We start from the raw sequence: 17,671 nt of genomic DNA, 5'->3' as shown, positions 1-17,671 counted from the left end.
GGGCTGCAGAAACTCATCGCAGCCGCTCCCGCAGCACCGCCGCTATCTCCTCCATCCGCTCCGGCTGCGTCAGCTCCTGGTGCAGGCAGTCGATGTCGTGGTTCTCCAGCGTCCCGCCGATGTACGGCGCCCACGCCTTCCGGGTCAGCCAGTCCTCCTCGCGCGGCGCCGCCGCCGTGAAGAACAGCGCGTCGCCGTCGAAGACCCGCGTCTCGTGCTCGCGCATCAGCCGGGCGTTGTTGACCACGATGTCCAGCACCGCCCGCAGCGTCCGCCGCGACAGGCCCGCCAGCGCGCTGCCCTCGCGGCGCAGCGTCGCCAGCACGTCGTCGGTCGTGAGCGCGGCGACGTCGTCCCGGTCGAAGCCCGCCATCCGCAGCAGCGCCCGCAGCGCATCCGCCTCGACGGGCACGGCCAGCCCGCGCCACTGGTCGGACGGGTAGGCGTCGAGCAGCGCCAGCAGCTCCACCCGCTCCCCCGCCTCCTGCAGCCGTACGGCGACCGCCTGCGCGACCACGCCGCCGACGGACCAGCCGAGGAGGCGGTACGGGCCGTGCGGCTGGACCGCGCGGATCTGAGCGGCGTAGTCGGCGGCCATGTCCTCAAGCGAGACAGGGAGCTCGAAGTCTCCGGTCAGGCCGCGCGCCTGCAGCCCGTACACCGGCTGCTCCGGATCGAGGCGGGCCAGCAGCCCCGAGTAGCACCAGCTCAGCCCGCCCGCCGGGTGCAGCGCGAAGAGCGGGGTGCGCGCACCCGTGGCCCGCAGCGGCAGCAACACGCCGAGCGCGTCGTCCCCCGCTCCGCCCTCCTCCAGGCGGGCGGCGAGGGCGGCGGGCGAAGGCGCTTGGAAGAGCGTGCCGATCGTCAGCTCCGCGCCCAGCGTCTCGCGCACCCGCGTCACCAGCCGGGCGGCGAGCAGCGAGGTGCCGCCCAGGTCGAAGAACGCGTCCTCCACCCCGACCCGGTCGAGGCCGAGCGCCTCGGCGAAGAGGCGGGTGAGCGTCTCCTCCAGCGGGGTGCGCGGGGCGCGGGCCGCATCGGCGTCGTACGAAGGGGCGGGCAGCGCCTTGCGGTCGAGCTTGCCGTTCGGGCTGAGCGGGAAGGCGTCGAGGACGATGATCGCGCCCGGGACCATGTACTCGGGCAGCGTCGCGGCCAGCCGCTCGCGGAGCGGCTGCGGGTCGGCGGCGCCGGTCACGTACCCGACGAGCCGCTGGTCCCCCGGCCGGTCCTCGCGGACCAGTACACACGCTCCGCTCACCGTGTCGTCCGCGGCCAGCGCCGCCTCGATCTCGCCGAGTTCAATGCGCAGACCGCGCAGCTTCACCTGATGATCGGTACGGCCGAGGTACTCGACCTCGCCTCCCGCCGTCCACCGCGCCAGATCGCCGGTCCGGTACATGCGGGTGCCGCCAGGCCCATACGGATCAAGCACGAAGCGCTCATCGGTCAGCTCCGGGCGGCCGAGATAGCCGTCCGCCAGCTGCGCGCCCGCGAGATACAGCTCGCCCGGCACTCCCGGCGGGCACGGCTGGCCGGCCGCGTCGAGGACGTACAGGCGGGTGTTCCACACCGGACGGCCGATCGGCACGGGCCCGGATTCGCCCGGCTCGCAGGCGTGATACGTAACATCCACCGCCGCCTCGGTCGGCCCGTACAGATTGTGCAGCGGCACCCCGGGCAGCGCCTGATGGAACTCCGCCGCCGTCTCCCGCGGCAGCGCCTCCCCGCTGCAGAAGACCCGCCGCAGCGCGCCCCCGCATCCTGACGACTCCGCCGCGCCCAGGAACACCTGCAGCATCGACGGCACGAAGTGGCAGGTGGTGACGGCCTGTTCGCGGATCGTACGGGCGAGATAGTCCGGGTCCTGGTGACCGCCGGGCTCGGCGACGACCAACGTCGCGCCCTCCCGCAGCGGCCAGAAGAACTCCCACACCGATACGTCAAAGCCGGACGGCGTCTTCTGCAGCACCCGGTCGGAGGGCTCCAAGCCGTACTCGGCCTGCATCCAGCGCAGCCGGTTGTCGATCGCCGAATGCGGCACGACGACGCCCTTCGGGCGGCCGGTGGAGCCGGAGGTGTAGATGACGTAGGCCGGGTGCTGCGGGGTGAGCGCGCGGGGCGGGTTGATGGTGAGGTACGGGCTCAGGTCGAGGCCGTCGAGCACGACGTGTGGCACGTCGCCGGTGTCCGGGAGTCGGTCGGGGGTGTCGGTGATGACGCAGGCGGGGGCGGCGTCGTCGAGCATGTACGTCAGGCGCGCCGCCGGGTAGTCCGGGTCGAGCGGCAGATAGGCGCCGCCCGCCTTCAGCACCGCGAGCAGGGTGACCACCAGGTCGAGCGAGCGCGGGACCGCCACCGCGGCCAGCGCGCCGGGGCGTACGCCCAAGGTGGCGAGGTGGCGGGCGAGCTGGTTGGCGCGGGCGTCGAGCTGGGCGTAGGTGAGGGCCTGGAGGCCATGCACCACGGCGGTGGCGTGCGGGGTGCGCATCGCTCGGGCCTCGATCGGGCCGACGAGGGTGGTGGGGGGCACCTCGCGGGTGGTGGCGTTGAACTTCTCCAGCACCTCCTTGCGTTCCGCCTCCGTCGCGATGCCGTGTGCGCCGAGTGGAGCGTGCGGGTCGGCGGCGGCCAGCCGGGCGAGGAGGTCGAGGAAGCGCTCCTGGTGGGCGGCGACCTCGGCGTCGTCGTACAGCGCCGGGTTGGCGTCGTAGTCGATGCCCAGGCCGCGGCCGTCGGTGCGGTCGTAGATGTTGATCGTGAGGTCCTCGACCGGGCCCGCCGAGAGGTTGTGGGCGTCGGTGCGGGCGCCGGCGAAGGTGAGGTCGTAGTCGAAGGGCATGACGTTGACCAGCGGGCCGGTCAGAGCGCGGCCCTCTCCCAGGAGGCCGAGGTCGCGGCGGATGTCCTCGTAGCGGTAGCGCTGGTGCTTGCGGGCGGCGCGGATGCCGAGGACGACCTGCCGGGTGAGTTCGGCGAAAGTGGCGTCGGGGGTGACGGTCAGGCGCAGCGGGAGGACGTTCATGACCATGCCGGGGATGCGCAGCGCGGCGGAGCCCATGCGGCCCATCATCGGGAGGCCGAGGACGACGTCGGTGGTGCGGGTGGCGCGTGATACGTACAACGCCTGGGCGGCGATGAGGACTTCCGGCCAGGTGGCGCGGATGGCGCCCGCCACCGCCTTCAGCCGGTCCGTGGCCTCCGGGCCCAGGTGGGCTGAGCGGCGCAGGAAGGTGCGGGAGGGCAGCGCGGTGCGGCCGGCGAGGGTGGTGACCTCGGGGCGGTCGGCGAAGGCCTGCGCCCAGTGGTCGCGGTCGCGCGCGAAGGCGTCGGAGGTGCGGTACGCGGCGTCCTCGGCGACGAGGTCGGTCAGCGGGCCGAAGGGGGACGGGCCGGGGTCCTGCCCGGCCGCCAGCGCCGTGTAGGTCTCGGCGGTGCGGCGGGCCAGCAGCGAGTAGCCGTAGCCGTCCATGACGATGTGGTGCACCCGCTGGTACCAGAACCAGCGCCGCTCCCCCACCCGGATGAGCGCGTGCCGGAAGGGCGGCTCGGCGGCGAGGTCGAAGGGGCGGCCGAGGTCGGCACGCATCCAGGCGAGCGCCTTCGCGGCGGACAGGTCGAGCACGTCGAGCGGGAAGGCGACTGGCGCCGCGGACCACTGCCGCGGCCCCGCGGGCCCGTCGGCGATCCGTACCCGCAGGGCGTCCGCCTCCCCGGCCACCCGGCGCAGGGCCTCGGCGAAGGCGTTCGGGTCGATGGCGCCGTGGATCTCCAGGTATTCGGCGGTGTTCTGCGCCGGGCTGTCCGGGTCCAGGGCCTGGGCGTACCACATGCCCGACTGGGCGGCGGTGAGCGGCAGTTCGCAGGTGGCCGGTTCGGCCAGGGCGGTCACGCGGCAACCCCCAGCATCGGCGCCCACGCCTCCACGGCCGGCTGCTCTGCGAGGTCGGCGAAGCTTGCCTCGACGCCGTGGTCGCGGCGCCAGCGCTCGAGGAGGGACATGATGCGGACGGAGTCGAGGCCGTAGTCGACGAGGTTTTCGTCCACGGGTATCTCGGCGGGCTCCTCGCCGAGGACGTCGGCGACGTCCGCCCGTATCTGCTCGATGGTCAACGGCATGGCGGGCTCAGGCTCCCTTCAGCAGCTCGGCGGTGGTGGTGACGACGGCGCAGCGGCCCGCGGCCCACTTGAGTGCCATGTCGTGGTCTTCGCGGGAGAAGTCGGCGACGGCGTCGGCGGCCACGAAGGCCTGGATGTCCTGCATCCAGGCGTCGCAGGCGGTCATCATGACGCCGATGTGGGCGTAGACGCCGGCGATGACCAGCTGGTCACGGCCCAGTTCACGCAGCTTCCCGGCCAGCCGGGTCCGTACGAAGGCGCTGTACTTCCACTTGGTGAGCACGGTGTCGCCGGGCTCAGGCGCGATGGCGTCCGGCACCGCCTTCGGCTGCTCACCGGCCGGGAGGCCGGGGCCCCAGAAGTCCTGCTGCAGGCCGCGCTGCGCAGGGCTCTGTCCGGCGGGCTGTACGGAGTAGACGACCGGCATGCCGAGGCGGCGGGCTTCCTTGGTGAGGAGGCCGACGTTGCCGAGCAGCGGGTCGAGCGGTGCGGTGCCGGGGGTGAAGGCGCCGAGGAAGTAGTTCTGCAGGTCGTGCACGAGCAGCACGGCGCGGTCGGGGTCGACGGTCCAGTCGACACGGTTCGCGGGCAGCTCCGCCGCGGTGGGCATGGGGTATGGGGCAATGGCGGGCAGGGCCATGGTGGTTCAGGCCTTTCGGTGGGGCTCGGCGGCTTCGTCGCGCAGGTCCTTCTTGCTGACCTTGCCGACGCCGGTCGACGGGAAGGCGGCGACGAACTCGACCTTGTCCGGCACCTTGTAGGCCGCCAGGCCGCGCTCGCGCACATGCTTCTTGATGGCTACGGGCTTCGGCCGCTCGACGCCGTCGCGGACGATCACGTAGGCGAGGGTCCGCTCGCCGAGGTAGTCGTCGGGCATGGCGACCACGGATACGTCGTGGACGGCCGGGTGGGCGAGGATGACGTTCTCGACCTCCTCGGGGGCGATCTTCTCGCCGCCGCGGTTGATCTGGTCCTTGGCGCGGCCCTCGACCACGAGGTGGCCGGTCGCCGTCATCCGTACGACGTCGCCGGTGCGGTAGAAGCCGTCCTCGGTGAAGGAGCGCTTGTTGTGCTCGGGCGCCCGCCAGTAGCCGCGGATGGTGTACGGGCCGCGGGTGAGGAGGTGGCCGGTCTCGCCGGGGGCGACGTCCACGTCCTCGTCATCCACGATCCGGATCTCATCGTCCGGGGAGATCGGCCGCCCCTGGGTGGTGACGATCGTCTCGGTGGGGTCGTGGAGGCGGGTGTAGTTGACCAGGCCCTCGGCCATCCCGAAGACCTGCTGCAGCGTGCAGCCGAGCGCGGGCGTGACCCGGCGGGCCGCCTCCTCACTGAACTTGGCGCCGCCGACGAGCAGCACGTCCAGGCTGTCGAGGTCGTACGGGGTGCCAGGGCCCGCCTCCGTCCAGACCAGGGCGAGCGGCGGCACCAGGCCGGTGATCGTCACCCCCTCCTTCTCGATGAGCGGGAAGGCGGTCTCGGGGTCGGGCTGCGGGCACATCACGACCCGGCCGCCCGCGTACAGCACCCCCAGCGAACCGGGCGAGCTGAGCGGGAAGTTGTGCGCGGCGGGCAGCACGACGAGGTAGACGGAGTCGGCGTCGACGTCGCAGAGCTCGTTGGAACCCCAGAGCGAGTAGATGTAGTCGTCGTGGGTGCGCGGGATCAGCTTCGGGACACCGGTGGAGCCGCCGGAGAGCTGGAGGAAGGCGAGGTCGCCGGGCTCGGGGGCGTCGATGGCGGCGGTCGCGGTGTCGGCGGGGAGGTCCGGGTCGCCGGCGATCCAGACGTGCCGGAGGGTAGGCACCTGGGCCTGCACCGCGCCGGCCAGCCGCCGGTAGTCGAAGCCTCCGACCGGCTCCCCCGGGATGACGTACGCGACCGCCTCGGTGAACTCGCAGAAGTACCGGATCTCGGTCTCCCGGTGCGCGGGCAGCGCGAAGACCGGCAGCGCGCCGATCCGGAAGAGCGCGAAGATCACCTCGAAGAACTCGGCGACATTCGGCATCTGCACGACGACCCGGTCGCCCTTGCGCACGCCGCGCGCGGCATACCCGGCGGCGAGCCGGTCCGCGCGGGCGTCCAGCTCCCCGTACGACCAGCGCCGGTCGCCGTCGACGACGGCGATCCGGTCGGGGTGGACCGTGGCGCGTGCACGGAGCATCCGCCCGAAGGTCTCGCCGCGCCAGTACCCGGCGGCCCGGTAGCGCTCGGCGAAGTCGTCGGGCCAGAGCGGCGCGTCAGCGGTGCTGGTCATCGTTGCCCCCCACGGCATCCAGGAACGTACGGAACTTCGCCGCCGTCTCGGCGGTCTCGGCCTCCGGCGTGGACGCGGCGACGACCCCCGCGCCGGCATACAGCCGCAGCCGCCGCTCCGCCGCCTCCGCGCACCGAATGGTCACTACCCACTCGCCGTCACCCTGCGCATTCCCCCAGCCGACGACGCCGGTGTAGTGGCCGCGGTCGAACGGCTCCAGCTCGCCGATGACTTGGCGCGCGAGGCCGGTCGGGGTGCCGCAGACGGCGGGGGTGGGGTGGAGCGCGCAGGCGAGTTCGAGGGCGGAGGTGCCGGTGTCGGTCAGCTCGCCGGTGACGGTGGTGGAGAGGTGCCACATGGTCGCGGTACGGACGAGTGTGGGGAGTTCGGGTACGTCGAGGCGGTCGCAGTACGGGCTGAGGGCGGCCCGTACGGCGGCGACCACGACGGCGTGTTCGTGCAGGTCCTTCGCCGATTCGAGGAGGGCGGCGGCGCGGCGGACGTCCTCGGCGAGATCGTCGCTGCGCGGGGTGGAGCCGGCGAGGGGGTTGGCGACGACGGCGTTGCCGCGGCGGGAGACGAGGAGCTCGGGGCTGGCGCCGAGGAGAGTGCGCCCCGGTCCTGTCGGCATCGCGAAGGTGTAGCCGTCGGGGTCGCGGCGGGCGAGGCGCTGCAGCATTGCGGGGAGGTCGAGGGGCGCGTCGCGCTCGAGTTCAAGGGTGCGGGCGAGCACGACCTTGCCGAACTCGCCGTTCTGCATGCGCTGTACGGCGTCGGCGACGGCGTCGCCGTACTGCCCGGCCGTGGGCACCTCACGCCGCCGCCATCCCGCCGTCCCCCCGGCGGCGGGCGCGGGCAGCGCGATGAGCGGGTCGGCACGCAGCGCGGGCGCCCAGCTGACGGCCTGCGGCACGGCGAGCTCGGGCGCGGCGGCATGGTCGAAGGGGACGGAGCCGACGACGACGGGATCCCGGTCGCCGAGCTCGCCCTGTCTTTGCAGAGTCGCCCGCACGCGCTCGGCCAACGGCCGCGAGTCGTGCGGCACTTCGTCCCGTACTCCATGAGCAAGCAGCGTCCGCGTAGGCGACGCGAAAAACCGGCTGTCACCGGGGCGATAGCCCTCCAGCAACGCGGTGGCAGTACCGACGGCCCCAACAGCGGCCGGCTGCGCCGGGGCCTCGTGGGCGGTGGTCAACGTGATCTCCGATCGAGTGAGGGGTGAGCAAGCAAGGCAAGGCAAGGCTATGGGCAGGCGTCCCGCATGGCGGGACGGGTGGGCACAGCCGGACGGGCAGCCGGGTACGCGACCGGCACCGGGACTTCAAGCCCGCAGCGTCGCGCCGCCATCCACGTACATGTCGTGCATCGTGATATGCCGAGCCCGGTCGGAAGCCAGAAAGACCACCGCCTCCGCGACATCAGCCGGATCCGCGATCCGCCCCAGCGGAATCCCCGTGCGATACGTCTTCGGATCACCGTCGATCACCCGGCGCGGGACCTCGTCCCCATCCCACAGCTCCCGCTGCATCGCCGTATCCGTCGACCCGGGCGACACCACATTGCATCGCACCCCGCTCCGAGCGACCTCCAGCCCAAGGCACTTCGTGAACATCGTCGCCGCGGCCTTGGAAGCCGCATACGCCGCCATCCCCGTCCGCGGCACACCCGCCGCATTGGACCCGACCGTCACGATGCTCCCGCGCCCGCGCGGCGTCATCCGCCGGGCAGCGGCCCGGGACGTATTCATCACCCCGGTCGTATTCACGGCAAAGGTGTACGCCCAGTCCGCGTCCGTAAGCTCCGCGACCTGCGAAGGCCGCAGCACCCCGGCCACATTCACCAGCACATCCAGCTGCCCGAGCGTGCGCTCGGCCTCGGCCACCAGCTCCTCCACCGCCGTCGCATCGGCGACGTCGACCGTGCGGGCGAGCACCCGCTCGGGCCCGTACTCGCGCTCCAGCGTCTTCACCCCGCCGGGCGCCAGGTCGGCGGCCACCACCCGCGCGCCCGCTGCCGCGAACGCGCGGGTGACGGCCTCGCCGATGCCCTGCCCTGCACCGGTGACCAGCACGGTGCTGCCGGAGAGACCGTCGGCTGCGGTCACTGGTCCCCCATGGCCTTTTCGATGTCGTCGAGTACGGACACCGACGCCAGCGCGCCGCCGAGGCTGGTCCACTTCGAACCGTCGATCTCGGTGGTGCTGCCGTCCTTCACGGCGGTCAGCTGCTTGTAGGCGGGCTTGGACTTGAGCTCCTTGAAGAGCGAGGCGTCCTTGCCGGTGGAGGCCAGGGTGCCGATGAAGAGCCAGTCGGCGTCGATCTGCTTGAGGTCTTCGTCGCTGAGGGGGGTGGAGTGGCCCTGGCCCGGCTTGTTCTGGATGCCGGGGCGCTTGAAGCCCATGTCCTTGAGGACGTCCGAGATGAAGACGCCCTGCTGCATGACGGCGGTGCCCTTGGCGGAGTAGCGGGCGACGGATACGGTCGCGCCGGCGTTGTCGCCGAGGGATTTCTTCACCTCTGCGACCTTGGTGTCGTAATCGGCGAGGAACTTCTTCGCCTCGTTGTCCTTGCCCAGCACCTTGCCGGTGAGGGTGAGGGCCTTCTTCCAGTCCTTCTTGCGGTCGATGGTGACGACCGTCGGCGCCACCTCCTGCAGCTGCTTGAGCACCTGCTGGTCGGCGAGCTGCCCGGCGAGGATGACGTCCGGCTTGGCCTGGACGACCTTCTCGATGTCGGGCCCGGTGACGGCGCCGACCACGGGTATGTCCTTCGCCTTGTCGGCGAGGTATTCGGGCGCGCCCTTCTGGCCGCGGCCCGCGGTGAGACCGACCGGCTCCACGCCGAGGGCGAGGGAGGAGTCGAGGTCCATCTCGCTCAGTGCGATGACCTTCTTGGGGGCGGCCGGAACCTCGACCTTCTTGCCGGTCGCGTCGGTGACGGAGACCTTCTTGGCGTCGGCGGCGGCATTGTCCGCGTCGGACGCGTCGTCCCCGGAGCCGCAGGCGGCGAGGGCCAGCGCGGATGCTGCGGTGAGGGCCGTGACGGCGGCCATTCTGGTGCGCTGCGGTCTGCGGGTCATCGACATGTGTTCGTCTCCGGATGTGTCAATCGCGAGGGTGGGTAGGGTCATTGAGCTGGTTCAGGGCATGCCGAATAGACCCGTGAGGGCCTGAGGCGCGGGCCGCTCGGCAGCCCCGAACCGCACTTAGGTTAGGCTAACCTCATGTTGGTTGCGCAAGAGGAGGCGGCCCCCGGGGCCGGTTCCGGTCCCCCGATACCGGCCGCGGCGAAGGCCCACCGCCCGACCGTCTGGGCGGCGGTCACCCTCCTCGCCCTGCTGGCCGTGCTGGCCCTCCTGTCGCTCCTCATCGGCACCGGCTCCTCCCCCTTCGCCCGCGCCTGGGACTACCTCCTCGGCGACCCCTCCGCCCGCGCCGACGCGCAACTGCGACTGGCCGTCGTGGACGTACGACTGCCGCGCACCATCGCCGCGGTGATGGTCGGTGTCAGCCTGGGCGTCGCCGGCTGCCTGCTGCAGGCCGTCACCCGCAACCCGCTGGCCGAAACCGGACTCCTCGGCGTCAACAACGGCGCCGCCTTCGGCGTCGTCCTCGGCCTCACCTACTTCGGCGTGAAATCGCCGTTCGAGATGCTCATATGGGCCCTGGCGGGCGGCATGGCGGCAAGTGCGGTCGTGCTGCTCCTCGCCGCCTCCGGGCGCGCGGCCGGGTCCCCGCTGCGGCTGGTGCTGGCGGGCTCCGCGCTCGGCGCCACCTTCCATGGGCTGACGTCGTACGTGCTGCTCAGCACCCAGTCGACCTTCGATACGTTCCGGTACTGGACCATCGGATCCCTGGCCGGGATCGAGACCTCGGATACGTATCCGCTGCTGCCGCTGATCGCGGTGGGGCTGGCCGTCGCCTTCGCCTGCGTCCGCCCGCTGTCCGCGCTGGCGCTCGGCGACGACGGCGCCCGCGCGCTCGGGCACCGGCCGACGCGGGTGCGGTTCGCGGTGGCGGGCGCGGTGACGCTGCTCGCCGGGTCGGCGGTGGCGCTCGCCGGGCCGATCGCGTTCCTCGGACTGCTGGCGCCGTACGCGGCGCGGACGGTCACCGGGCCGCGGATGGCCGGGCAGTTGGTGCTGTCGGGGCTCATCGCGGCGAACGTGATGATCGTCGCGGATGTGCTGGCGCGGGTGGTGATCCGGCCGTGGGAGACCCCCGTGAGCGTGCTGCTGGCGCTGGTGGGCGGGCCGCTGCTGATCTGGATCGCACGGTCGTCGCGGATGTCGACGGCGGGGGCGGCATGAAGGAAATGACGGACAAATCAACTGACGCGGCCATTGACGTAACGCCGCCGGACAGCACCGTAGTCCGCGCCGGCCCGCTCTCCTGGCTCTTCCCGCGCCGCAGCGCCCTGATCGCCGTCGCGCTGTCGCTCCTCATCGCCGTCATCGTGGCGCTGGCGTCCTTCGCCAGCTCCACCTCCATGAGCTTCTCCGACACCGTCTCCGGCCTGCTCGGCACCGGCGACTCGGCGACCGTGATGCTCGTCCGCGACTTCCGGCTGCCCCGTATCGCCGTCGGCCTCCTGGTCGGCGCCGCGCTCGGCATCGCCGGCTGCCTCACCCAGACCCTCGCGGGCAACCGCCTCGCCACCCCCGACATCATCGGCGTCAACGAGGGCGCCACCGCCGCCGTCGTCGCCTCCGTCGTCGGCTCCTCGACGGGCATGATCGGCGACTGGTGGCTCGGCCCGCTCGGCGCCGTCGGCGCGGCGGTGCTGGTGGTGCTGTGCGCGGGCGGCGCGGGACACCGCGGCTACCGGGTGCTGGTCGTCGGCATCGGCGTATCGACGGTCATCGGCGCGGTCACCGACCTGGTGATGTCCCGGGAGAACGACAACACCGCGGGCGGCGTCTTCCTCTGGACCGTAGGCAGCCTCAACGGCCGCGACTGGGGCGTCGGCACGCCGCTGACGCTGATCCTTGTCGTCCTGGTCCCGCTGGCCCTGGTGGCCGGAAACCGCCTCCAGATGCTGCGCTTCGACGACGACATGGGCGCCGCCCTGGGGGTGAATGTCCGTCTCGTACGGGCCTGCGCCCTCGCGCTCGCCGTCGCGCTCGCGGGGGTGGCGGTCGGCGTCGCCGGGCCGGTCGCCTTCGTGGCGCTGGCCGCCCCGGTGATCGCGGCGCGGCTCACCGGGCCCGCCCGGGTCCCGGTGCTGGGCTCCGCACTCACCGGCGCCGCGCTGATCGCGGCGGCGGATGCGCTGGGGCGTGTGATCGCCCCGGTGGAGATTCCGGTGGGGGTGGTCACCAGTGTGCTGGGCGGCCCGTTCCTGCTGTGGGTCCTGTTCGGCTCCGAGAAGACAGGTGCGACTGCGCGATGACGACCGAGACGACGACGAGCGAGGCCGCGAAGGACCAGGCGGGCGGCCTCAGCCTGACCGTGGAGGCACTCACGGCCGGCTACCCGGGCCGCACCGCCGTAGCCGGCGTCGACCTGGAGCTGCCCGCCGGCCACGTCACGGCCATCGTCGGCCCCAACGGCTGCGGCAAGTCGACGCTGCTGCGCGCCATCGCCCGCCTCCACAAGCCGGATTCCGGCACCGTACGGGCCGGCGACGCCGACGTCTGGCAGCTCACCCGCCGCCGCGCCGCCCACCGCATCGCCCTCCTCCCCCAGGCCCCGCAGGCCCCGGAGGCCGTGACGGTGGCCGGTCTCGTACGCTACGGCCGCCACCCGCACCAGGGCCTCTTCCGCCAGTGGTCCCGCGAGGACGAACGCGCCGTACGCGCGGCCCTGGCGGCCACCGGCACAACAGACCTGGCCACCCGCCGCCTCGACCACCTCTCCGGCGGGCAACGGCAGCGCTGCTGGCTGGCGATGGTCCTCGCCCAGGAGACCCCGTTGGTGCTCCTCGACGAACCGACGAGCGCGCTGGACCTGGGCCATGGGGTGGAGGTGCTTGAGCTGGTACGGAAGGTGGCGGCCGGGGGCCGCACGGTCCTGATGGTCCTCCACGACCTGGCCGCCGCCGCGCGCTACGCCGACACCCTCGTCGCGATGAACGACGGCAAGGTCGTGGCCCAGGGCCCGGCCCGCGAGGTCGTCACCTCCGAACTGGTGAAGGACCTGTACGGCGTGGAAGCCGACATCCTCCGCGCCCCGGGCGACGACTCCCCGGTGGTCGTGCCGCGGCGCTTTCGGCGTGACCAGCTCACTTCCGGCTGAAGAACCCCCACCGTGCGCGCCGCGGCTCCTCGCCACGGGCCGCCGCGGCCTGCCGGGCCTGCTCGCGGGCGGCCTCCTGGCGGGCCAGCAGGGCGGTGCGGGCCTGGAACATCTCGTACTCGTACTTCTCGTTCATCTCGGGCTTCCCTCCGTGGTGGGCCGGTGTCCTCCGGCCGTGCTTCAAAGATCGCGTCCGAGGGGGGTGCCGGGCATCGGGTAAGTGCCCGATCTTGAGCCTTGTGCGGTGCCTTAGATGGCGGCGTTTCCGCTGGTCGTAGCCCTAAGGCCCCGACTTAGACGACCTCAGGGCGGCGCTGGTCTAGGCCAGGAAGCCGCGCCCCAGTACTCTCCTCCGTAGCCAGTGCCACACCGCGTCCCCCCTTCCCCCCACCCCGGAGGATCACGGTGAAAGTCCGCACGAGAAGCTCCGCGATCATCGGCTCCATCTGCCTCTTCGCCACCATCGCCTTAGGCTCCGCCTCCGCCGCCCCAGAGCGGTCGGCGGAGGCCGCGGTCTCCCTGACGAAAGTCGCCACCGCAAAGAACCCGACCGCCGGCGTCGCCGGACCCGGCGACTCGGTCTGGGTCGCCGAGCGCGCGGGCACCGTCCGCGCCCTGAGCGACCAGGGGCTGAGCGAGCCCCTGCTCGACATCTCCGCAGAGACCACCAACGACGGCGAGCGCGGCCTGCTGGGCATCGCCTTCGACAAGGACTTCGCGCATTTCTACATCTCGTTCACCGACCTGCAGGGCAACAGCAAGGTCGACGAGTTCGCCGTCGCCGACGGCAAGATCGAGCCGGACACACGGCGCACCGTCCTCACCCAGACCCAGCCGTTCGCGAACCACAACGGCGGCGACCTCGCCTTCGGCCCCGACGGCTACCTCTACATCGCCCTCGGCGACGGCGGCTCCGGCGGCGACCCGCAGGGCAACGGCCAGAACCTCGGCACCCTCCTCGGCAAGCTGCTGCGCATCGACCCGGGCGGCGGCGACCCGTACGCGATCCCGAAGGACAACCCCTTGGTCGGCACCGAGGGCGCGAAGGGCGAGATCTGGTCGTACGGGCTGCGCAACCCGTGGCGGTTCTCCTTCGACAAGGGCACCGGCGACCTGCTCATCGGCGACGTCGGCCAGAACGCCTGGGAGGAGATCGACTGGGCCGCCGCGGCCAGCAAGGGCGGCGAGAACTACGGCTGGGGCGAGATGGAGGGCACCCACCCGTATCAGGACGGGAAAGAGCCCGCGAATCACGTGCCACCGGTCCATGAGTACGACCGCAGCGGGCTCGCCTGCTCGGTGACCGGCGGTTACGTGTACCGCGGCGAGGCGATCCCGGACCTGAAGGGGCAGTACGTCTACGGCGACTACTGCGACGGCACGCTCCGTACGCTCACGATCGAGAACGGCAAGGTGACCGCCAAGGGCGACCTCGGGGTCAACGGCGGCGAGGTCGTGTCGTTCGCGCAGGGCGGCGACGGCGAGCTGTACGTGATGGATCTCGGCGGCGCCATCAACCGCATCGATCCGGCGTAGGCATCGCCGCCCGAGCCCTTACGTGTCGTACTCCTGAATACGCCGGCCCTCCCGCCTCGCGGTGAGGGCCGGCAGCCGTTCGGCCAGTTCCGCGGCGACCGCCGGGACGTCGACCGTGAGCAGGCGGCGGTCGCGCATCAGCACCCGGCCGTCCACGATCGTCGTACGGACATCGGCGGCGCGGGCGCTGTGCACCAGGGTGGCGGCGAGGTCGTGCACGGGCTGGGTGTGCGGTCCGGTGAGGTCGACCAGGATGATGTCGGCGCGGTGGCCGGGGGCGAGGGTGCCGGCCGTGCCGCCGAGGCCGGTGACCGCGGCGCTCTCGGTGGTGGCGTGGCGGAGGGCGCGGCGGGAGGTGAGCCAGGTCGGGTCGCGCTCCGTGGACTTCTGCACCAGCGCGGTCAGCGCCATGGACTCCCACACGTCGAGGGAGTTGTTCGAGGCGGCGCCGTCGGTGGCCAGGCCGACCGGGATGCCGGCGGCGCTGAGGGCCCGTACCGGTGTGGTGCCCCAGCCGAACTTCAGATAGCCGCGGGGTGCGGTGGCCACGCCGATGCGGCCGCTCGCGGCGCCGAGGAGGGCGATGTCGGCGTCGGTGGCGCCGGTGGCGTGCGCGATGAGGAGGTCGGTGTCGAGGAGGCCGGCGCGGCGGAGGGTTTCGATCGGCGTGTGGCCGTTTCTGGCCAGGGCCGTGTCCGTCTGCTCCCGGTTCTCCGCCGCGTGCAGGTGCACCGGCAGGCTGTGCTCGGCGGCCAGCCGGGCGGTGGCGGCCAGGTCGGGTTCGTCGACGGTGTACGGGGCGTGCGGGGCGAGGCAGGTGGTGATCCGGCCGTCGGCGGCGCCGCGCTGCCGCAGCGCGAAGTCCAGCGAGCGCTCGCGGCCCGCGGGGCCCTCGGAGGAGAAGTACGCCGAGCCGAGCAGGGCACGCAGCCCACTGGTGTCCACGGCCGCCGCGACCCGGTCCATGGCGAAGTAGTGGTCGGCGAAGGCGGTGACCCCGCCGCGGATCATCTCGGCGCAGGCAAGCAGCGCGCCCAACTCCACGTCGCGGTCGGTGAGATTGCTCTCGACGGGCCAGATCCAGTCGTTGAACCAGGTCTCGATCGGCACGTCCTCGGCGAAGCCGCGCAGCGCCACCATGGGCGTGTGCGAATGGCAGTTGATCAGCCCGGGCATGGCGACGCAGCCGTGCCCGTCGACGACCTCGTCGGCCGCGACCCGTGCCGCCCGCTCCGCCGTGGTCACCTCGGCGATCGACCCACCGCGGACCACGATCCCGGCGTCCTCGGCGAAACTCACCTCGCCGTCCGCGTCATGGACAAGCGCCGTGCACCCCGCGATGACGAGCTCCGCTGTCTCCCTCATGGTCCATCCATACACCACCCGTCGCCGGGTAATCTGCGCTGATGACCGATCAAGAAGCCGAGGCACTGCTCATCGGCGGCCGCTCCGGCTCCGGGAAGTCCTCCGTGGGCTGGGAGGTCGCCGCGCAGCTGCGTGCCGCAGGGGTCGGCCATGCGCTGATCGAGGGCGATGTGATGGGCGAGATCTATCCGCCGCCCGCGGACGACCCGCACACCTCCGGGATTACGCAGCGCAACCTCGCGGCCGTCTGGGCCAACTACGCCGCCCTCGGCTGCCGCCGCCTCGTCTACACCAACACCGCCGCCGTCCTGGCCTCCGAGACGGGCCTCTTCACCGCCGCCCTCGGCGCCGGCACCCGCCTGATCCGGGTCCTGCTCACCGCCTCCGACGCCACCGCCGAGGCCCGCCTGTCCGGCCGCGAGCTCGGCTCGGAGCTCGGGCAACAGCTGCGCCGCAGCGCCCACATGGCCCGCGTCCTCGCGGCGGGCGTGCCGCCGGGGACGGTACGGGTCGCCACCGACGGCCGCACGGTGGGCGAGGTCGCCGCCGACGCGATCGCGGCCGCGGGGTGGAAACCGGCCGCGTAGTCAGCCCGCCGCCAGCTTCCGGAGCGCCTTGCGGTCCAGTTTGCCGACGCTGGTGAGCGGGAGGCCTTCGAGGACGTGCACGTCGCGGGGGTACTTGTTCGCCGCGAGCCGCCCGCGGGCGTACTCCACCAGCTCGGCCCCGGTCAGCTTGCTGTCCGGCTGCAGCGCCACGTATGCCACCACCTCCTCCCCCAGCCGCGCGTCCGGGCGGCCGACCACGCCCGCCGCGGCGACGTCCGGGTGGGCGATCAGGGCGTCCTCGACATCCCGCGGATATACGTTGAAGCCGCCGCGCAGAATCAGGTCCTTCTTGCGGTCGACCACATACAGGTGGCCGTCCTCGTCGAGGCGGCCCATGTCGCCCGTGCGCAGCCAGCCGTCGCGCAGCGTCTCCGCCGTCTGCTCAGGCGCGTTCCAGTAGCCGGCCATCACCCCCGCCGACCGGACCCAGATCTCGCCATCGGCCCCTGCCGGGACGGGACGTTCGCCGTCGTCGTCGCGGATCTCGACCTCGTATCCGGGCAGCGCTTTACCGACCGAACCCGGCCGGATGTCGCCGGGGTGCGTGGCCGACACCACCGAGCCCGACTCCGTGCACCCGTACCCCTCCAGGATCCGGCTCGACGGCACCCGCCGCTCCCACTCCTCCCGAGTGTCCGGGGGCAGCGGCGCGGCGCCGCTGTTCACGTATCGCAGCTCCGACAGATCGGCGTCCTCCAGCGGCAGGTCCAGGAGCATCCGGATCATGCTGGGCACCAGCGTCGTCCGGTGCACCTGGTGCCGCGCCGCCAGCTCCAGCCACTCCTGCGGCGTGAACCACCGCTGCAGCACGCCGAGTCCGGGCCGGGTGGCGTGCCAGGCGGTCAGCGTGACGATGAGCCCGTACGCATGTGAGAGCGGCAGCGGGACGAGCGTGCGCGTGGCATCGTCGGCGTCGCTGGCCTCGTGCGTGGCCAGGGAGCAGGCGTGCAGATTGCGGTGTGTCAGCACGACGCCCTTCGCACGGCCCGTGGTGCCGCCCGTGTAGAGGAGCGCGGCCGGGTCGTCGTCGGCGCGCGGCGTGATGCCGGCGGGGGCGGCGGCTTCCAGTTCGGCGTACGGGGTGACGGCCAAGGTCTCCGGCAGCGCGTCCGGTGCGTACGCTCCCGCGACGACCACCCGGCGCAGCCCCGGCACATGCGGCGCCGCCGCGGCCACGGTGCCGAGCAGCTCGGGTGACGTCACCACCACCTGGGCCTGCGAGTCGATGAGGATGTGCGCGAGCTCGGCCGGGCTGATGAGGAAGATGACCGGGGTGACGACAGCGCCGGCCCGCCAGAGGGCGTGGTAAGTGGCCGGGACCTCCGGGCAGTTGGCCATGAGCACCACGACCCGGTCCCCCGGCCGTACGCCGGTCTCCGCGAGCCCGCCGGCCACCCGCCGGCCGCGCTCGAAGAGGTCGCCCGAGCGGTGGGCTCGCCCCTCGTAGACGAGGCTCTCGTGATCGCCGAGCCGCTGATATGCGGCCTCCGCGAGCCGGGCGAGATTGCGGGTCCGTTCCTGCGCCATGACAACACCTGCCTTCGCGATCAG

Annotated in this window: 15 protein-coding genes; 5 read left to right on the top strand and 10 right to left on the bottom strand. The window is 72.5% G+C overall.

Annotated features, from left to right (window positions below; all coding sequences use genetic code 11):
* Window positions 1-13 precede the first annotated feature (13 nt).
* From ACNNMR_RS40970 to ACNNMR_RS40940, 7 genes are all read right to left on the bottom strand, one after another.
* Entirely contained in the window at window positions 14-3,892 is a 3,879-nt protein-coding gene (locus ACNNMR_RS40970) for an amino acid adenylation domain-containing protein (RefSeq protein ID WP_419999818.1), read from the bottom strand.
* Window positions 3,889-4,119: a phosphopantetheine-binding protein gene (locus tag ACNNMR_RS40965; RefSeq protein WP_419999817.1), complete on the bottom strand. Its 231-nt coding sequence runs from the start codon at window positions 4,117-4,119 to the stop codon at window positions 3,889-3,891. The genes ACNNMR_RS40970 and ACNNMR_RS40965 overlap by 4 nt, the downstream gene beginning before the upstream one ends.
* A gap of 7 nt (window positions 4,120-4,126) precedes the next feature.
* Window positions 4,127-4,759, bottom strand: a complete 633-nt coding sequence (locus tag ACNNMR_RS40960; protein WP_419999816.1) for an isochorismatase family protein — start codon at window positions 4,757-4,759, stop codon at window positions 4,127-4,129.
* A 6-nt stretch (window positions 4,760-4,765) separates the two neighbouring features.
* Window positions 4,766-6,376 carry a (2,3-dihydroxybenzoyl)adenylate synthase gene (locus ACNNMR_RS40955; protein ID WP_419999815.1) on the bottom strand — a complete coding sequence of 537 codons (1,611 nt, stop codon included), beginning with the start codon at window positions 6,374-6,376 and terminating at the stop codon, window positions 4,766-4,768.
* The gene (gene dhbC, locus ACNNMR_RS40950; protein WP_419999814.1) at window positions 6,360-7,571 is read right to left on the bottom strand and encodes an isochorismate synthase DhbC; all 1,212 of its coding nucleotides are present in this window, start codon (window positions 7,569-7,571) and stop codon (window positions 6,360-6,362) included. Before dhbC ends, ACNNMR_RS40955 begins: the two co-directional genes overlap by 17 nt.
* Before the next feature lie 126 nt (window positions 7,572-7,697).
* A complete protein-coding gene (locus tag ACNNMR_RS40945) occupies window positions 7,698-8,480 on the bottom strand; it encodes a 2,3-dihydro-2,3-dihydroxybenzoate dehydrogenase (RefSeq protein ID WP_419999813.1) in 783 nt (260 codons plus the stop codon).
* Window positions 8,477-9,454 (bottom strand): ABC transporter substrate-binding protein, encoded by a 978-nt coding sequence (locus ACNNMR_RS40940; protein WP_419999812.1) that lies wholly within the window; start codon window positions 9,452-9,454, stop codon window positions 8,477-8,479. Before ACNNMR_RS40940 ends, ACNNMR_RS40945 begins: the two co-directional genes overlap by 4 nt.
* Before the next feature lie 144 nt (window positions 9,455-9,598).
* Here ACNNMR_RS40940 and ACNNMR_RS40935 point away from each other — a divergent pair, with 144 nt between their 5' ends.
* Genes ACNNMR_RS40935 through ACNNMR_RS40925 form a run of 3 tightly spaced genes read left to right on the top strand, consistent with a single transcriptional unit; the run spans window position 9,599 to window position 12,611 of the window.
* Window positions 9,599-10,684: a FecCD family ABC transporter permease gene (locus ACNNMR_RS40935; RefSeq protein WP_419999811.1), complete on the top strand. Its 1,086-nt coding sequence runs from the start codon at window positions 9,599-9,601 to the stop codon at window positions 10,682-10,684.
* A 5-nt stretch (window positions 10,685-10,689) separates the two neighbouring features.
* Window positions 10,690-11,766 carry a FecCD family ABC transporter permease gene (locus ACNNMR_RS40930; RefSeq protein ID WP_419999810.1) on the top strand — a complete coding sequence of 359 codons (1,077 nt, stop codon included), beginning with the start codon at window positions 10,690-10,692 and terminating at the stop codon, window positions 11,764-11,766.
* Window positions 11,763-12,611 (top strand): ABC transporter ATP-binding protein, encoded by an 849-nt coding sequence (locus ACNNMR_RS40925; RefSeq protein WP_419999809.1) that lies wholly within the window; start codon window positions 11,763-11,765, stop codon window positions 12,609-12,611. Before ACNNMR_RS40930 ends, ACNNMR_RS40925 begins: the two co-directional genes overlap by 4 nt.
* On the opposite strand, the gene ACNNMR_RS40920 is transcribed toward ACNNMR_RS40925, so the two are convergent.
* Entirely contained in the window at window positions 12,598-12,747 is a 150-nt protein-coding gene (locus ACNNMR_RS40920) for a hypothetical protein (protein WP_419999808.1), read from the bottom strand. The two genes, ACNNMR_RS40925 and ACNNMR_RS40920, sit on opposite strands and share 14 nt — an antisense overlap.
* Before the next feature lie 269 nt (window positions 12,748-13,016).
* Between ACNNMR_RS40920 and ACNNMR_RS40915 the strand changes: the two genes are divergently transcribed.
* Window positions 13,017-14,147, top strand: a complete 1,131-nt coding sequence (locus ACNNMR_RS40915; RefSeq protein WP_419999807.1) for a PQQ-dependent sugar dehydrogenase — start codon at window positions 13,017-13,019, stop codon at window positions 14,145-14,147.
* An 18-nt stretch (window positions 14,148-14,165) separates the two neighbouring features.
* On the opposite strand, the gene ACNNMR_RS40910 is transcribed toward ACNNMR_RS40915, so the two are convergent.
* Complete coding sequence (locus ACNNMR_RS40910; protein ID WP_419999806.1) at window positions 14,166-15,512, bottom strand: amidohydrolase; 1,347 nt, start codon at window positions 15,510-15,512, stop codon at window positions 14,166-14,168.
* Between the two features lie 41 nt (window positions 15,513-15,553).
* Between ACNNMR_RS40910 and ACNNMR_RS40905 the strand changes: the two genes are divergently transcribed.
* Entirely contained in the window at window positions 15,554-16,099 is a 546-nt protein-coding gene (locus ACNNMR_RS40905) for a hypothetical protein (protein ID WP_419999805.1), read from the top strand.
* On the opposite strand, the gene ACNNMR_RS40900 is transcribed toward ACNNMR_RS40905, so the two are convergent.
* Window positions 16,100-17,647, bottom strand: a complete 1,548-nt coding sequence (locus tag ACNNMR_RS40900) for a class I adenylate-forming enzyme family protein (protein WP_419999804.1) — start codon at window positions 17,645-17,647, stop codon at window positions 16,100-16,102.
* Between the last annotated feature and the right edge of the window lie 24 nt (window positions 17,648-17,671).

Source organism: Streptomyces boninensis (assembly GCF_048572725.1).
Taxonomy (GTDB): Bacteria; Actinomycetota; Actinomycetes; order Streptomycetales; family Streptomycetaceae; genus Streptomyces; species Streptomyces boninensis.
The sequence above is the reverse complement of the archived record's forward strand: the minus strand, read 5'-3'. Positions and strand labels throughout refer to the sequence as shown.

Bases quoted from the DNA above. Each gene is read 5' to 3' on its own strand.
- ACNNMR_RS40900 (WP_419999804.1), bottom strand. From the start codon at position 17,647: ATGGCGCAGGAACGGACCCGCAATCTCGCCCGGCTCGCGGAGGCCGCA.
- ACNNMR_RS40910 (WP_419999806.1), bottom strand. From the start codon at position 15,512: ATGAGGGAGACAGCGGAGCTCGTCATCGCGGGGTGCACGGCGCTTGTC.
- ACNNMR_RS40905 (WP_419999805.1), top strand. From the start codon at position 15,554: ATGACCGATCAAGAAGCCGAGGCACTGCTCATCGGCGGCCGCTCCGGC.
- ACNNMR_RS40925 (WP_419999809.1), top strand. From the start codon at position 11,763: ATGACGACCGAGACGACGACGAGCGAGGCCGCGAAGGACCAGGCGGGC.
- ACNNMR_RS40920 (WP_419999808.1), bottom strand. From the start codon at position 12,747: ATGAACGAGAAGTACGAGTACGAGATGTTCCAGGCCCGCACCGCCCTG.
- ACNNMR_RS40930 (WP_419999810.1), top strand. From the start codon at position 10,690: ATGACGGACAAATCAACTGACGCGGCCATTGACGTAACGCCGCCGGAC.
- ACNNMR_RS40940 (WP_419999812.1), bottom strand. From the start codon at position 9,454: ATGACCCGCAGACCGCAGCGCACCAGAATGGCCGCCGTCACGGCCCTC.
- ACNNMR_RS40960 (WP_419999816.1), bottom strand. From the start codon at position 4,759: ATGGCCCTGCCCGCCATTGCCCCATACCCCATGCCCACCGCGGCGGAG.
- ACNNMR_RS40935 (WP_419999811.1), top strand. From the start codon at position 9,599: ATGTTGGTTGCGCAAGAGGAGGCGGCCCCCGGGGCCGGTTCCGGTCCC.
- ACNNMR_RS40965 (WP_419999817.1), bottom strand. From the start codon at position 4,119: ATGCCGTTGACCATCGAGCAGATACGGGCGGACGTCGCCGACGTCCTC.
- ACNNMR_RS40955 (WP_419999815.1), bottom strand. From the start codon at position 6,376: ATGACCAGCACCGCTGACGCGCCGCTCTGGCCCGACGACTTCGCCGAG.